Annotated in this window: 14 protein-coding genes; 11 read left to right on the top strand and 3 right to left on the bottom strand. The window is 65.6% G+C overall.

The genetic code is table 11. The features are described 5' to 3' along the window. Positions 1 to 83 precede the first annotated feature (83 nt). The 3 genes from ACZYZ7_RS10635 (at position 84) to ACZYZ7_RS10625 (ending at position 3041) form a co-directional block, all read left to right on the top strand. The gene (locus ACZYZ7_RS10635) at positions 84 to 716 is read left to right on the top strand and encodes a GntR family transcriptional regulator (RefSeq protein ID WP_450072031.1); all 633 of its coding nucleotides are present in this window, start codon (positions 84 to 86) and stop codon (positions 714 to 716) included. Further along, positions 713 to 1852, top strand: coding sequence for a histidinol-phosphate transaminase (gene hisC / locus ACZYZ7_RS10630; RefSeq protein ID WP_450072032.1), 1140 nt, complete (start codon positions 713 to 715; stop codon positions 1850 to 1852). The genes ACZYZ7_RS10635 and hisC overlap by 4 nt, the downstream gene beginning before the upstream one ends. Positions 1853 to 1922: 70 nt before the next feature. Next, a complete protein-coding gene (locus tag ACZYZ7_RS10625; protein WP_450072033.1) occupies positions 1923 to 3041 on the top strand; it encodes a pyridoxal phosphate-dependent aminotransferase in 1119 nt (372 codons plus the stop codon). Positions 3042 to 3065: 24 nt separating this feature from the next. Here ACZYZ7_RS10625 and ACZYZ7_RS10620 read toward each other — a convergent pair whose 3' ends face one another. After that, positions 3066 to 4118, bottom strand: a complete 1053-nt coding sequence (locus tag ACZYZ7_RS10620; protein WP_135458603.1) for an alpha/beta hydrolase family protein — start codon at positions 4116 to 4118, stop codon at positions 3066 to 3068. Positions 4119 to 4364: 246 nt separating this feature from the next. On the opposite strand from ACZYZ7_RS10620, the gene ACZYZ7_RS10615 reads away from it, so the two are divergent. From ACZYZ7_RS10615 to ACZYZ7_RS10590, 6 genes are all read left to right on the top strand, one after another. Then, positions 4365 to 5846, top strand: a complete 1482-nt coding sequence (locus ACZYZ7_RS10615) for a peptide ABC transporter substrate-binding protein (protein ID WP_450072034.1) — start codon at positions 4365 to 4367, stop codon at positions 5844 to 5846. 2 nt (positions 5847 to 5848) lie between these two features. Further along, positions 5849 to 6772, top strand: a complete 924-nt coding sequence (locus ACZYZ7_RS10610; RefSeq protein ID WP_124713630.1) for an ABC transporter permease — start codon at positions 5849 to 5851, stop codon at positions 6770 to 6772. Further along, positions 6765 to 7652 (top strand): ABC transporter permease, encoded by an 888-nt coding sequence (locus ACZYZ7_RS10605; RefSeq protein WP_135458609.1) that lies wholly within the window; start codon positions 6765 to 6767, stop codon positions 7650 to 7652. The genes ACZYZ7_RS10610 and ACZYZ7_RS10605 overlap by 8 nt, the downstream gene beginning before the upstream one ends. Then, complete coding sequence (locus ACZYZ7_RS10600; RefSeq protein WP_463740884.1) at positions 7649 to 8653, top strand: ABC transporter ATP-binding protein; 1005 nt, start codon at positions 7649 to 7651, stop codon at positions 8651 to 8653. Before ACZYZ7_RS10605 ends, ACZYZ7_RS10600 begins: the two co-directional genes overlap by 4 nt. Then, positions 8643 to 9695 carry an ABC transporter ATP-binding protein gene (locus ACZYZ7_RS10595; RefSeq protein ID WP_463740883.1) on the top strand — a complete coding sequence of 351 codons (1053 nt, stop codon included), beginning with the start codon at positions 8643 to 8645 and terminating at the stop codon, positions 9693 to 9695. Before ACZYZ7_RS10600 ends, ACZYZ7_RS10595 begins: the two co-directional genes overlap by 11 nt. A 143-nt stretch (positions 9696 to 9838) precedes the next feature. Continuing rightward, a complete protein-coding gene (locus ACZYZ7_RS10590) occupies positions 9839 to 10951 on the top strand; it encodes a metal-dependent hydrolase family protein (RefSeq protein WP_463740882.1) in 1113 nt (370 codons plus the stop codon). Between the two features lie 50 nt (positions 10952 to 11001). Here the strand turns inward: ACZYZ7_RS10590 and ACZYZ7_RS10585 are convergent, their stop codons facing one another. Together ACZYZ7_RS10585 and ACZYZ7_RS10580 are read right to left on the bottom strand one after the other, a co-directional pair. Beyond that, entirely contained in the window at positions 11002 to 12396 is a 1395-nt protein-coding gene (locus ACZYZ7_RS10585; protein ID WP_463741065.1) for a PH domain-containing protein, read from the bottom strand. 80 nt (positions 12397 to 12476) lie between these two features. Beyond that, a complete protein-coding gene (locus tag ACZYZ7_RS10580) occupies positions 12477 to 12971 on the bottom strand; it encodes a PH domain-containing protein (RefSeq protein ID WP_167857998.1) in 495 nt (164 codons plus the stop codon). Positions 12972 to 13120: 149 nt separating this feature from the next. On the opposite strand from ACZYZ7_RS10580, the gene ACZYZ7_RS10575 reads away from it, so the two are divergent. Next, complete coding sequence (locus tag ACZYZ7_RS10575; protein WP_463740881.1) at positions 13121 to 14044, top strand: SDR family NAD(P)-dependent oxidoreductase; 924 nt, start codon at positions 13121 to 13123, stop codon at positions 14042 to 14044. A 2-nt stretch (positions 14045 to 14046) separates the two neighbouring features. Then, positions 14047 to 15234: a molybdopterin molybdotransferase MoeA gene (gene moeA / locus ACZYZ7_RS10570; RefSeq protein WP_463740880.1), complete on the top strand. Its 1188-nt coding sequence runs from the start codon at positions 14047 to 14049 to the stop codon at positions 15232 to 15234. Positions 15235 to 15256 lie beyond the last annotated feature (22 nt).

The raw sequence follows: 15256 nt of genomic DNA, 5'->3' as shown, positions 1-15256 counted from the left end.
TCCTCCATTGCCTACTGTATTCAGTCTACTGTTGCGGTACAGTACACACCCGAGGAGGGATTGCAATGGTCGTAGAGAGACATTTGCTCCGCGACGCCGTTCAGTCTGCGGTTCTGGACAAGTTGCTTCGCGGCGATTACCCCGTCGGCACGCGGATCAATGAAGTTCATCTGGCGGCAGAGCTCGGCGTAAGTCGCACACCGTTACGCGAGGCACTGTCTGCCCTCGCCAACGATGGCCTGATCGAAGCGCGCCCAAGCCGCGGATTCTGGCTGTCGCCGTTGACTGACACGGAGGTCCGGGAGACCTACCCCATCATCTCCGCGTTGGAGCAGTTCGCGTTGCGGACGTCCGATGCCGCCCAGCTCGCCGCGATCGCACCGCGGCTAGGTGACCACGCTCGCGATATTCAGCAATCGTCGAACGCTGTCGTGGCGCAGGCCGCCGATGACGAGTGGCACGACCTGCTGATGAGCGCCTGCCCGAACGGGCGCCTGAAACGCCTTATCTGCGACCAGAAATTGGTGGTGCACCGCTATGAGCACGCGTACCTCAGTGACCCCTCCGCCCTCGGGGAGTCAGCCGGACAGCACACACGTATCGCGGACGCGATAGCGGCAGGTGACATCGAGGAAGCCTGCCGCGAGCTGGACCGCAATTGGCTGACCGGGATGGAACGACTCATCGAGCGCATCAACGGCGGCGGCGCCGGGTGACAACCATCGGGACATCGCGACGACAGATTTCCATTCGGGACGACTTGGCGGGTTTGGCAACCTACACGGCAGCGTCTGCACTCAGCGGAGTTGTGCACCGTCTCAACAACAATGAGAGCCCGTACCCGCCGCCCGCCGACGTGTTGTCCAACATGCTCGCCGAGCTGAAACAAGCCCTCGAAAACGCGCACAGATACCCCGACACGACCGTTACCGGTCTACGGGAGTCGTTGGCCCGCTACGTTGGCCACGACATACAGCCCGCTGAGGTCTGGGCCGGCAACGGCTCCAACGAGGTGTTGCTTCAGCTGCTCCTCGCCTACGGTGGCCCCGGGCGCCGGATCTTGGGTTTCACCCCTGACTTCGGCATGCACCGGCAGCTGGCAGCCATCACGGGAAGTGAATGGCACGACGGGATGCGAGCAGACGACTTCACGTTGACTGCCGAGCACGCCCGCTCCGTCATCGCACGGGTGCGTCCCGACATCATCATGGTCTCGAATCCGAACAATCCCACCGGAATGCCGCTGCCGCCGGACACCATCGAGCAGCTCGTCGATGCGGCCCGGGACTCGATCGTTGTGATCGATGAGGCATATCACGAGTTCGCCCGCACACGGTCGGTCGTGCCACGCATCCACGAACATCAAAACCTGGTCGTCGCCCGGACACTGTCCAAAGCCTTTGCCCTCGCGGGCGTGCGAATCGGGTACATCGTCGCGGCGGAGGCTCGCATACGCGACCTACGCATGATGTCGTTGCCGTATCCGGTCAGCAGCCTCGCCGCGGCGACAGCGAAAGTCGCTCTCGCCCACGCCCCACGACTACTCGAGCGGATTCCGGCCATCCTCGACGAACGTGACTGGCTACGAGCAGAATTGGAAAGCCGAGGGTTCAGGACGGCCGACAGCGACGCGAACTTCCTTCTGTTCACCGGCATGACGTGCTCCGAGAGCCTTTTCGAAGATCTGGCGGCCGCCAAGATCGCCATCCGCAATGTCGGACCGGCAGGATGGCTGCGCGTCTCGATCGGCACGCCTGCAGACAACCGAGCCTTCCTGGCAGTTCTGGACCGCGCCAACCCCACCAGCGCGTCCTTCACCGATTCTGAGGAGCGCAACGATGATCACCGTTAGCCGCACAGTCAATGCCGTATCGCCTTCGGCCACAATGGTAGTCGCTGCCAGGTCGGCACAACTGCGAGCAATGGGACGACACGTGCTGTCGCTGGCCGCCGGCGAACCCGACTTCACGCCTCCCGATCATGTCCTCGAAGCAGCTACTGAAGCGTGCTCGGCACGCGCGACCCATCGCTACTCCGGATCATCAGGCCTGCCCGAGTTGAGGGCGGCGATGGCGAGCGCCATGGCCGGAGTGGCCGGCCCGGATGAGATCGTGGTGACCAACGGGGCCAAGCAGGCCGTATATATCGCCATGGCAGTGCTTCTCAACCCCGGCGACGAGGTCCTGATACCAACCCCGTACTGGACGACCTACCCAGAGGCCGCACGTCTGGTCGGGGCGGAACCGGTGTTCGTTCCCACCGATCCGGAAGGGAAGGTACTCGTCGAGTCCTTGGAGGCGGCCTGGACGGACCGCAGCCGCATCGTGGTGATCGGCTCGCCGTCCAATCCGACCGGCGCGGTGTACTCCGCCGAAGAACTCGGGGCGATTGCCGAGTGGGCCCTTCGCCGGGGTCTGACCGTGCTCAGTGACGAGGTCTACGAACACCTGATCTTCGATGGCCGCGAGTTTGCGACCATCCGCGAGGTCAGTCCGGAGATCGCGGCGGCCACCGTCACCGTGCACGCAGTCTCGAAGACTTATGGAATGACCGGCTGGCGAGTGGGTTGGCTGCACGCTCCCGGACCAATTGCCGCCGCGGCGGCAAAAGTGCAGTCGCACTTGACATCCAATGTCAGCAACATCGCCCAAGCGGCCGCGCTGGCCGCCCTACGGGGCGGACTTGAGCATGTTCCGGCCGCAGTGGCCGCGTTCACCCGTCGCCGCGACCTCATGCTGCAGGTGCTCGACGGACTGCCCGGTGTCCACACCGCTGAGCCCGCCGGCGCGTTCTACTGCTTCCCGGATGTCTCCGAGGTGCTGAGCAGAGGCGTCAACGGGCGTCAGTTCGCCGACAGCATCGAGTTCGCCACCTACCTTCTCGACGAACTCGGGATCGCCGTGGTCCCCGGCGAGGCCTTCGGCGCACCCGGCCATATTCGGCTCTCGTTCGCCGCCAGCGACCGCGACGTGGTGGACGCCATGTCGGGTCTCCAGCGGCTGCTCGGCGGTTGGAGTGACGAGACAGGCCACACCCACTGAAAGCAGTCCAGCGCACGCGGACTGCTAGACAACGTCTTTCAACCACCGGAGGATAAGGCCGGCGATCTGGTCTGAGTTGTCGTCCCACATGGACATGTGCGTGTTACCGGTGATGCCACTGGCAGGCAGGTCGATCCAGGTGACGTTGCCACCCGCCGCCTGCAGCCGGTCGGTGTACTCGCGGGTCGAGTTCCAGAGATCTCGCCACCCGGCGGCCGGCTCGTCATCGATGCGGTCACCCCAGATCACCAGGTGCGGAATGTGTTTGATCGGACTCAGATCAGTGCCGGCCGGGACCGCTGAACCGCTCGGTTCGACCGCGATGTGCGCGACCACGCGATCAGGGTTCCCCACGACGGTGGCGAATGCGTCCGGCCCGGAGGCACTGTGGGAGAGCAGAATGCCGCGACCGAGCCGCTCGAACAGCGCGTCATAAGCGGGCAACCGCAGATCGTCCGACAGCTTGTACCGCGGAATCACCTGTCGCATCGATTGATCGAACGCGTCGACCGGGAAGCGCGTTCCCGGATACGCCGTGCGGCTCCCCGGGTCCGTCGCGTACCCGCTGCCCGGCCCGATCCGGAAGATATCCCAGATCTCCGCCTTGGTGCGGAACAGGGGCTCGCTCGGATAGACCTCGGGATAGCGGGCCGACGGCGCTCGGCCGCCACCGACCGGGTCGCAGACGACCGTGTCGTATCCATCGCGCAGGAACCGCTCCTGCCAGCCCGCACGCCCGTCGGGCGTGCCTTCGTAGCACACCCCGGATAGTCCGCCGCCGGGCCAGAACACGACCGGGGCCTCGGTGCGCGGGTTGTCGAGTCTCACTTCGTGCGCGTACAGCTGCCCGATTTCGATGTCGCCGTTCGGATCAACGGTCGCCGCGGGCACGCCGGCCGCGGTGAACATCGGCCGGGTCGCCTCGCCGCGCACCGACAGCGATCGTCCGCCGACATGGAAGCCCGACATGCTGCGGACCCGCAGCGTCGCTGCCTCACTTCCGCAACCGGCCGCGGCCAAGGTGGATGCACCCACCATGCCGATCCCAGCGCCTTTCAGGAGCGTACGTCGTTGCATCGGTGCCCTTTCCATCGTTCGACAACCACCACGAATGCAGCCACACGGCCGTCCGCCGACCGGTGATCAAGTTCACCGAATCCCGCTGAAAGCCTTGACACGGGCCAAAATGTAGCACACTGTATTCAGAACACAGTAGCGGGAAAGAGGGCCATGCGACGACTCATAGGACTAGCGATCGCGGCGATCGCCATCAGTGCGACTGCATGTGGAAATGGAGGTTCCGGGGACGCGTCGAGCGGCAAGATGTCGGTCGCCATCCTGGAGCCTTCATCGCTGATGCCAGCAAACTATTCGGAGGTGTACGGCTCGCAGGTCGTGACGTCGCTGTTCACGCCGCTGGTGACGTTCGATCCAGGGAGCAATGAAACGAGACTCGGGGTCGCTTCCGAGATCAAGAGCGCCGACAGCCAGCACTGGGATGTGCGTATCGCCCCCGGCTGGACGTTCCACAACGGCGAACCGGTGACGGCTTCCTCATTCGTCGACGCGTGGAACTTCAACGCCAGCCGCGATGCGGCCCAGCTCAATTCATACGTGTTCAACAACATTCAGGGCTACGACGACGTCTCCGCAGGCTCAGCGACCGCGATGAGTGGTCTTCGCGTGATTGACGACAAGTCATTCCGGATCGACCTGAAAACACCCGACTCGCAGTTCGAGATCATGCTCGGCTACCCCGCCTTCTCACCTCTGCCGACAGCGGCCTTCAAGGATCCGAAAGCATTCGAGCGGGCGCCGATCGGTAACGGCCCCTTCAAGATGAACGGGGAATGGGTCCACGACCAAGAGATCCAGATGACCCGGTTCGACGAGTATGCCGGCACTCCGGCCAAGGCCTCGTCTCTGACCTACCGGATCTACCAGAGCTTCGACACCGCGTACAACGACCTGGTCTCCGGCGGCGTCGACATCGTGCCGGGGATTCCCGCATCGAAGGTCGACGAAGCGCGGCGAATCCTCGGCGGGAACTACGAGGAGTTCGGCAGCGGACGATTGGAGTACCTCGGATTCCCGCTCTCTTCATCGCAATTCGATTCCGCCGACGTTCGGCACGCCGTCTCGATGGCCATTGACCGGCAGACCGTCAGCAACGCCGTATTCGCGGGCACTCGCGAGCCCGCAACCGGCTACGTGCCCAGCCTCGTGCCGGGGGCAGCGGCAGACGCATGCGGCCAGACCTGCACGCACGATCCCGAGGCCGCCAGACGCCTCTTCGATCAAGCCGCGAACAACCGCATCCGTGATGGATTCTCGATCGCGTACAGCACCGACAGCCCCGACAATAAGCCCTGGGTCGAGGCTGTGGCCCGGCAACTGTCGGACAGTCTCGGTATTCAGGTCACGCCGAAGCCGTATCCAACCCTGGCGGTGGTACTCGAAAAGCTGGGCAACGGATCGGTCGACTCCGCGTTCAGAACTGCCTGGACCTTCTACTACCCCAGCATCGGGAACTATCTCGAGCCGGTCTTCGGTGCCAAATCTCCCGAGAACTTCTCCGGCTACCAAAACCCTTCCTTCGAAGAGAAATTGGCGAGCGCCAAAGGCTCCGCGTCGGCAGATCAAGCGCGCGACACCTACCTCCAGGCAGAGCAGATCGTGCTCAAGGACATGCCCTACGTCCCGCTGTGGACACAGCGGGTCCCGGTAGGTAGCTCCGAGCGCGTCACCGACGTGCACATGGACGCCTTCCGCAGGATCCATGTCGAAGACGTCGCGTTCAACTGATCATGGTCAAATACATCCTCGGTCGCGCGCTGCAAACGCTCGGTGTGGTGTTCGGCGGCACAATGGTGATCTTCGCTCTGGCCTTTGCACTGCCGACCAATCCGGCGGCCGCACTCGCCGGTGAACGAGCCGCGGATCCGGCCTTCGTCGCCGCCATCGAGAGCCGTTACCACCTCAACGAGCCGCTGTGGCGCCAGTACCTGTACTACGTGCAAGGGCTTCTGCATGGAGACTTCGGCCAGACCGTCACCGGCCAGCCGATCGCGCCCATGCTGGCCGAACGGCTCAGTGTCAGTGCACAACTCGCCGCCGTTGCGGTACTCATCGCGTGTGTCCTGGGGATCGGTGCCGGCATGCTGGCCAGCCTCAACCGCCACCGCACCATCGACCACATCGTCCGCGCAGCCACCCTGGCCGGATTGTCCATCCCGTTCTTCGTCATCGCGTTCGTTCTCCAACTCGTCGTCGGCGTAAAGCTCCAGTGGCTTCCCGTGTCGGGTCTGGAGGCCGGATGGAAGAGCTTCCTGTTGCCCGGATTCGTTCTGGCAGTGGCCTCGACGGCCTACATCACACGGCTTACCCGATCACAGCTCATCGAGCAGCTGGACGAGGACTACGTCCGGCTCGCCACGGCGAAGGGGCTCGGACGCTGGCGCGTCGTTCGGCATCACGCGTTGCGAAACAGCCTCATCCCGGTGGTGACGTTTGCCGGCATCGAGTTCGGAGCGCTGTTCGGCGGGGCGGTCATCGTGGAACTCATCTTCAACATCCCTGGCCTGGGACAGGCTCTCGCGCGCGCGATCTACCTCGGCGACAAACCGGCGGTGGTGGGCATCGTGACCGCGATCATCTTGGTCTACGCACTGATCAACCTGGCAATAGACGCCATCTACCTCCTCCTAGACCCGAGGATTCGTCATGCATAACCTCGACCTGTCCGCTCCGCCTGTCGAAGAGCCGGCAGGTGGACACCGGCAGCGGTCCTGGACCCAGCTACGTCAGTCCCGGCAGGCGCAGATCGGAGCCTTCCTCCTTCTGCTGATGATTGCCCTGGCCGTCATGCCCGGGCTGTTCGCGCCGTACAGCAGCAGCGACTGCTCGCTGAGCGAATCCCTGCTCTCCCCAAGTCCACAACATCTGCTCGGTACCGACCTGCAAGGTTGCGACGTTCTGACGCAATCGATCTACGGCACGAGGGCAAGTCTCACCGTCGGTCTGCTCGTCGCTCTGTTCACCGGACTTCTCGGCGGAGCAATCGGGGCCATCGCCGGCTACGCCGGCGGCTGGATCGACACCGTCCTGACCAAGATGACCGAGATCGCTCTGTCGATCCCGCTGCTCCTGAGCGCGAGCGTGCTCCTGACTCTGGTCGGAAACGGCGGCCTGGCCGCAGTGGTGATCGCGCTGACCCTCAGCGGCTGGCCCCCGGTTGCGCGGATCATGCGTGGGGCCGTGCTCGAGGTCCGGCATCGCGACTTCGTGCTGGCTGCCCGCGCGACGGGCGGAACCCACAGCCGGATCCTTGTGCATCACGTTCTGCGAAACAGCCTGGCGCCCTGGTTCGTTGTCGTGACCACGAACCTCGGACTCTTCATCACCTACGAGTCGATCGTCTCGATGCTCGGCGTAGGGCTCCAACCGCCGACCATCTCGTGGGGCCAGCTCATCTACGACGCTCAGAGCCGCTTCCTCGATGCGCCCCTGCCGCTTCTCGCACCAGCCGGATTTCTCACCGCCGCCGTCTTCGCCTTCATCCTGATCGGCGACTCGCTGCGCGACGCACTCGATCCCAAGGATGCGAAATGAACTCCAAATCGTCCAGTACGCCAGTCGTTTCACCCGAACAGCGCGGGAAATCACAACAACCAGCCCTGATCCTCGACAACCTGCGCGTGTCACTGCGCGACGGCACTCCCCTCCTGCGAGGGGTGGATCTCGAGGTCAAGGCCGGCGAGGGGCTTGCACTTCTCGGCGAGTCCGGTTCGGGAAAGAGCCTCACCGCCCAGGCGGTCATGGGGCTTCTGCCCAAAACCTGCACGGTCGAAGGCCGCATCGAATCAGATGGCCTCGACCTTCGCGGCCTCACCCCACGTCAGATGCAGTCCGTGCGTGGCGCTCGGATCGGTCTCGTCTTCCAGGACTCACTGTCGGCACTGAACCCGGTGCACCGTGTCGGTGCACAGATCGGTGAGGCACTTCGCATCCGGCAGGGACTGTCGCGCACACAGGCCCGAGAGCGCGCATTGGAACTCATGCGCCAAGTCCGCATCCCCGACGCGGAAGCCAGGTACCGAAGCTATCCGCACCAGTTCTCCGGCGGGATGCGCCAGCGGGTCGCCATCGCGATTGCCCTGGCGCAGTCGCCGCGGATCCTGATCGCCGACGAGCCCACCACCGCCCTCGACCCGACGGTGCAATTGCAGATTCTGCACCTGTTGAAGTCACTGCAGGAGCAACTCGGCATGGGCCTGATCCTCATCACCCACGACCTCAAAGCGGCGGCAGCGATCGCTGACCGGGTGGCTGTCATGTACGCGGGCCGCATCGTCGAGACGGGACCGACCCGGTCTCTGCTGGCGCGGCCACACCACCCGTACACCGCAGCCTTGCTACGCGCCATCCCCAGTCCGAGCCGGCGCGCAGGGCAGCTCGATGTCCTGCCGGGAGGGCCACCCGAACTCACCGCAGGGCTCACCGGATGCCCGTTCAGATTCCGCTGCAGCGAGGCCATCGAGATCTGCTCCACAACCGATCCCGAACTGAGTCCACGAGCCTCTGAGGGAGCGTGTGCGTGCCATGTCGAGTGAAACCCTTTCCAAGCCGGAGGCAGAGCCGATGCTGAAATTGCGGGCTGTCCGACGCCACTACAAGGTCGCCCGCGGGTTGGGTCGTCACCAACTGCTCCGCGCCGTCGACGGTGTCGATCTCGAAGTGGTGCGCGGCGAGACCCTCGGTCTGGTCGGCGAATCCGGCTGTGGCAAATCAACGTTGAGCCGGCTCATCGTCGGCCTGGACCGCCCCACCGAAGGTGAGATCCATGTCGGCGGGACCGAGGTCGGCCAGGCCGATCGGCGAACCCGGCGGCAGCTGACGAAAACTGTCCAGATCGTCCTGCAGGATCCCTACACCTCGCTCAATCCCCGGATGAGCGTCGGCGCGATCATCGGCGAACCCCTAGTCGTGCACAAGCTCGGAGACAAGCAGTCGATCCATCGCCGGGTCTCGGAGATGCTTGACCTGGTGGGGCTTTCGGCCAAGGTCGCGAGCCGTTATCCACACGAGTTCTCGGGCGGCCAGCTTCAGCGCATCGGCATTGCGCGCGCACTCGCCGTCAATCCGTCGGTACTCGTCTGCGACGAGCCGGTATCGGCATTGGACGTCCTCGTCCAGGCCCAGATACTGAACCTGCTCGCACTCGTGCGCGACGAACTCGACTTGACCTGTGTCTTCGTCGCCCACGATCTCGATGTCGTCCGCCAGATCAGTGACCGGATCGCGGTGATGTACCTCGGCAAGATCGTAGAGGTAGGTGATGTCGACACAGTCCTGACGACACCGCAGCACCCCTACACCCAGGCGCTGCTCGGTTCGGTCCCGACCTTGGACGCCGCCGGACGCGGACTGCCGACACCAACACTCATCGGTGACCCCCCGAGTCCGATCCAGCCCCCATCCGGCTGCTCGTTCGAGACGCGTTGCCCGGTGGCAGTCGACGAATGTCGGGTCCGGGCACCGTCTCTCGATCCCGTCGACTGTCACGCCCACCGCGTCTCGTGTCACCTCGTACCCAGCACACCTCGGCGCACGCCGACACACTCCCGGACCCATCAACAGGAAGGTAAGGAATGAATACAGTAGAAACCGAAACCCAATATGCGATACGGGCGAAGCGCGTTCTCGATCCGGAGCGGGACACGTATCTGGAGGATGCCGTTGTCGTCTTGAGCGGCGGCAAGATCGAGTCGGTAGTCGACACTCCCCCGCCCGGTGCCGTGGTCGTCGATCTCGGCGATCGCACGCTGCTGCCCGGTCTCATCGACTGCCACACACATATGCTGCTGCGGCCGGAGGACCAGGTATGGCCTCCTGCAATCCTTTTCAAGACCCAGGTGTACCGCATGATCGAAGGCGTGGCGGCCGCGGCGCGCGCGCTGGAGATCGGCATCACCAGCCAGCGCGACACCGACAACGAGCAGGTCTGGCACGGGGATACGGCCCTACGCGACGCGATCGCCGCCGGCACGGTTCCCGGCCCGCGGATGTGGGTTGCCACCGACGCGATCTCCATCACCGGCGGCGACATGAGGATCGACGACAAGGTCAATCCGGAGCTCAATCTGCCTGATGTCGCGGCGATGGCCGACTCACGGGACGCCTACATCGGCGAGGTTCGCCGCCAGATCAAGATCGGCGCCGACTGGATCAAGATCTACTGCACGAGCACTCGCAAAGATGTCGAGCCAGAGACGATGGAGCCGCTGCATCAGTTCGACATCGAGGATGTTCGGGCAATCGTCAAGGAGGCGAAGCGATTCCGTCGCGACGTCGCCGCGCACGCCTATGGCGGACACGGTGCGCAGGCGGCCATTCACGGCGGCGTGCGCACACTCGAGCACGGTCCGCTGCTGCTTGAGGAAGACCTGCAGGCGATGCTCCAGATCGGCACCTACTGGGTACCGACGATGCAGACGTATTATAAGCGCCAGAACACCGATTTCGAGAAGCGCTTCGTCAAGCGACACGAAGGTGCGTTCAAACGAGGCCTCGAACTCGGTGTGAAGATCGCGTTCGGCACCGACATCGGGTCGTTCCCGCACGGGGAACAACTCGACGAGTTCGACTTGATGGTCGAATACGGCATGACGCCATTGCAGGCGATTCAGTCTGCCACCACCGTGGCGGCCGAAGTCCTGCGTCAGGACGGCAAGATCGGCTGCCTGCGGGCCGGCGCATATGCGGACCTGGTCGCCGTCGACGGGGATCCACTGCAGAACATCGCCGATCTGAAAGCGACGTGCTTCGTGATGAAGGAGGGGAAGGTCCACCGGGACGACGATCGGGTCACGACCGACGTCAAAGACCTCGCCTGGGTTCCGTCGCGCTAGCGGCGAAGCGGCCGGCACCGGCACGAATTGTCGTGCCGGTGCCGGCCGCATCAACTCTCGACCCAACCGTTGTCGGCCACCCAGGGCGTGGCGGCCACCGCCACCGACCATGCCTGTTCGGCCGGCACATCGAGCACCTGGTAGTGCTTCTCCCCCGCCGCCGTCGCGGCGATCAGGGTGGCCACCCCGGCGCGACGCTGAAAGAACGTCTGCCGCACCGTCCATCCGATGATCCCCGCGGTGTCCAGGTGATCGCGGCGGCGTTCCAGACTTCCGGCGCGAGCCACCAACCAGCCGTCGCGCACCAGGTGGCCCAGGGACCGCGACCGGTCCGCGGCCACCAGCCCCGAACACCCGACCAACAACACCCACAGCACCCAGGCCCACGCCGGCACCCCGACCAGGAGCATCCCCAACCCGACCACGGCGGGCAGCACGAGGGCACGAGTCCAGCGCCGGCGCATCGCCGCCGGTCCGTGGGTAACCAGCGGTGCTTCCACTACGCCGGGGTTGTGGACCAACTCGGCCAGCACTGATCTGGCGGTGGCCGCAGGGCACGGTGGCAGCAGGAGCGAGGCCTCCCCCTCGCCACCGACGCCGGTCATCACCGCATCGAGGCGGGCACCACCGAAGGCACGGACCAGCAATGGCTCACGCAATGTGCCGCCGCGCATCCGCCGCATGTCGTAGGTGTGTTCCCGCAGCCGCAGCAGGCCGTGCTGCAGGTGCAGTACGTCGGAATCTCTGCGCAGCACCAGATTCCCGTAGGTGAGCAAGGACCGCAACACCGAGAGCACCACCGAGGCCACCAGTACGACCACGACGCCGACCACCACGCTGATCAGGACGCCCAGGCGTTCTGCGACCGCGATACCGGACTGGGCTATCGCCGAGTTTCGCAGTGCCACACCCACTCCGGCTTGATAGATCACCCCCGTCGCGGCGGCGATCATCGCCAGGCCGGTGAGGCTCAGCGGGCTGTAGCGCAGCCAGGACGGCTGCCACCGGGCCAGCTCCCGGCCTGCCGGAGCATCGGCGACCGGGACGGCATCGGCCAGCAGGATCGCGCGCAGCCTCGGCACCTGCTGCGCCTCGACCGCGTCCAGGGCGAACTGGGTGTCGCCCTTGGCTTCCTGGCCGGTGCTGATCCGCAACACAGTCAGCCCGAGCAGCCGGTGCAGTAGCCGGGCATCGGTGGACACCGACCGGATCCGGTTGCGCGGCACCGAGAGCACCTTGCGTTGCAACAGCCCCGTGCGCAGTTGCACCTCGTCCGGTTCGATGCGGTAGCTGGTGGTGAACCACCGCGCCAGACCGACGGCGATGGTCAGGGCGATGGCCGCGATCGTCCACCCCGAGTTGCCGGTCGCCGAGCCCAGCACCACCGCACCGATCAGCAGCGGAATCTGCTGCAGCACTTCATGAACCGGGTGGACCAGGAGCATACGCGGGCTCAGCCGGTGCCATGTCGGCTCGGTGGCCCGCTCGGCGGGCGGCGGCCCGATGGCCGGCTCAGCCGGCGGCGTCACGTGGCGTCCTGTTCACCGATCGCCGCGATGTCGGTCAGCTGCGCCACCACCCGCTCGGCGACGTCGTCATCGAGCGCCACGATCCGCACGGCCCCCGCCGAGGATGCCGTCGTCACCGTCACGTTGGCCAGGCCGAACAACCGGTCCAGCGGACCCCGGTAGGTGTCCACGGTCTGCACCCGGGAGATCGGCGCGATACGACGCTCCTGCACCAGCCACCCGGTGCGGGTGTACACCGCCGGCGTCCCGGACCCGACGTTGATGTCCCACCGGTGCACGCGGTAACGCCACATCGGCACCACCGCGATGAACAGCACCGCACCCAGGACCGTGACGATCGCGGCCGCGCCGTGCAACCACAGCATCCGAGAGTCGATTGCGAACCAGATCAACTGCGCGAATGCCAGCACCGCCCACGGGACAGCTGCGCTCAACGCCCACACCAGTGGTGCCTTACGGCTCGGCGGCTGGGCCGGATCGATCAATTTCACCGGGCGAACACCGTCTTCCAGTCTGTTTCGTTCCACGCGGACAACGGGATCTGCGGCACGGTTGGACCGCCGGCAGGTTCCGCATGGCTCCCAGACTGCTATGGCGCCGGGGTGCCGTCCAGCACCCAGATTCCGTATGTTCAACACTCATGAGCGCCAATTCCAAATGGACCGAGGCCGACGTCCCCGATCAGTCCGGCCGGGTCGCGATCGTCACCGGCTCCAACATCGGTCTGGGCTACGAGACTGCCCGTGTGCTCGCCACCAGAGGCGCGCACGTCGTCATCGCGGTACGCAACCTGGACAAGGGCCGTCAGGCCGTCGACCAGATCACCGCCGCCGTACCGAAGGCCGACCTCAAACTGCAGCAGCTGGATGTGGGCTCGCTGGATTCGGTCCGGACCGCTGCCGACGAGCTCAAGGCCGCCTATCCGCGCATCGACCTGCTGATCAACAACGCAGGCGTGATGTACCCGCCGAAGCAGACCACCGTCGACGGTTTCGAGCTGCAGTTCGGCACGAACCACCTCGGCGCGTTCGCTTTGACCGGACTGCTGCTGGATCACCTGCTCCCGGTGGACGGATCGCGCGTCGTCGCGGTCGCCAGCATCGCCCACGACATCCAGGCCGGCATCCACTTCGACGACCTGCAGTGGGAACGCAGCTACAACCGCGTCGCCGCGTACGGGCAGTCCAAGCTGTCGAACCTGTTGTTCACCTACGAGCTGCAGCGGCGTCTGGCTGCCAAGAACGAGCCGACGATCGCCGTGGCCGCTCATCCTGGGATCTCGGACACCGAACTCACGCGGCACATCCCCGGCGCCGGGCTGCCGGGCGTCAGCAAGATCACCACCCTCCTCGTCAACAGCGCGCTGAAGGGCGCCCTGGCCACCTTGCGCGCCGCAACCGATCCCGGCGTGCGGGGCGGCCAGTACTACGGACCGGACGGGTTCCGGGAACTCCGCGGCTACCCGAAGCTCGTGACCTCCAGCAAGCAGTCGCATGACGAGGAGCTGCAGCGCCGGCTGTGGGCGGTGTCCGAAGAGCTCACCGGCGTCAGCTTCCCGGTGTGATGATGCGGACCGTCGAAGAACACCAGAAGGTGGTCGCGGGTCTGATCAAATCCCGCGCACCGCAAGATCTTCCGCTGAACGACGCGCTCGGACTGGTGCTGGCCACCGATGTCGTCGCCCCGCTCTCCCTGCCCGGCTTCGACAACTCCGCGATGGACGGCTACGCCGTCGTCGCCGATGACGTCGCGGGCGCCACCGAGGACACCCCGGTGCGGTTGCCGGTCGCCGAGGACATCCCGGCCGGGCGCACGGACCCGCTGACGCTGCAGCCGGGAACCGCGCACCGCATCATGACCGGGGCTCCGCTGCCGTCCGGTGCCACCGCGGTGGTCCCGGTCGAGGCCACCGACGGGGCGACGGACACGGTGACGATCCGCGCGGCCGCCCGGGGTGGCCAGCACATCCGCCGTGCCGGTGAGGACGTCACCGCGGGGACGGCGGTGCTGCGCGCCGGTCAGGTGATCACCCCGGCCGCTCTCGGACTGGCCGCGGCGCTGGGACTGGCCACCTTGCCCGTGCTGCCGCCGCAACGTGTCATGGTGATGTCCACCGGCACCGAGCTCGTGGCTCCGGGCACCGAACTGCAACCGGGCCAGATCTACGAGTCGAATGCGGTGATGCTGGCCGCGGCGGTCCGCGACGCCGGCGCCCAGGCGACGATCGCCCCGATGTCCGCCGACGACGTCGACGCCTTCCGCGCCGCACTGACCGCGCACGCCGGCGATGCCGATCTGATCATCACCACCGGCGGGGTGAGCGCGGGCGCGTACGAGGTGGTCAAGGACTCACTGTCGGATCAGGTGGAGTTCGTGAAGGTGGCGATGCAGCCCGGCATGCCGCAGGGCGCGGGCACCGTCGACGGAGTGCCGATCATCACGCTGCCCGGCAACCCGGTCAGCGCGCTGGTTTCTTTCGAGGTGTTCGTCCGTTCACCGTTACGTGCCGCGATGGGCCTCGCCGAACCCGACCGGCCGCGACGCACCGCGCAGCTGACCGAAGATCTGACGTCGCCGCGCGGAAAACGGCAGTTCCGGCGGGGTGTGCTGACCGGAGATTCGGTGAGCAGCTACGGTCCGCCGGCCTCGCATCATCTGCGTTGGCTCGCCTCGGCGAACTGTCTGTTGGAGATCGGCGAGGACATCACCGAACTCACGGCCGGGTCGACGGTTCCCGTCTGGGACCTGAGCTAGCAATCCCGACGCCGCCCGCACG

Source organism: Mycobacterium sp. IDUB_17, from assembly GCF_055419465.1.
The sequence above is the reverse complement of the archived record's forward strand: the minus strand, read 5'-3'. Positions and strand labels throughout refer to the sequence as shown.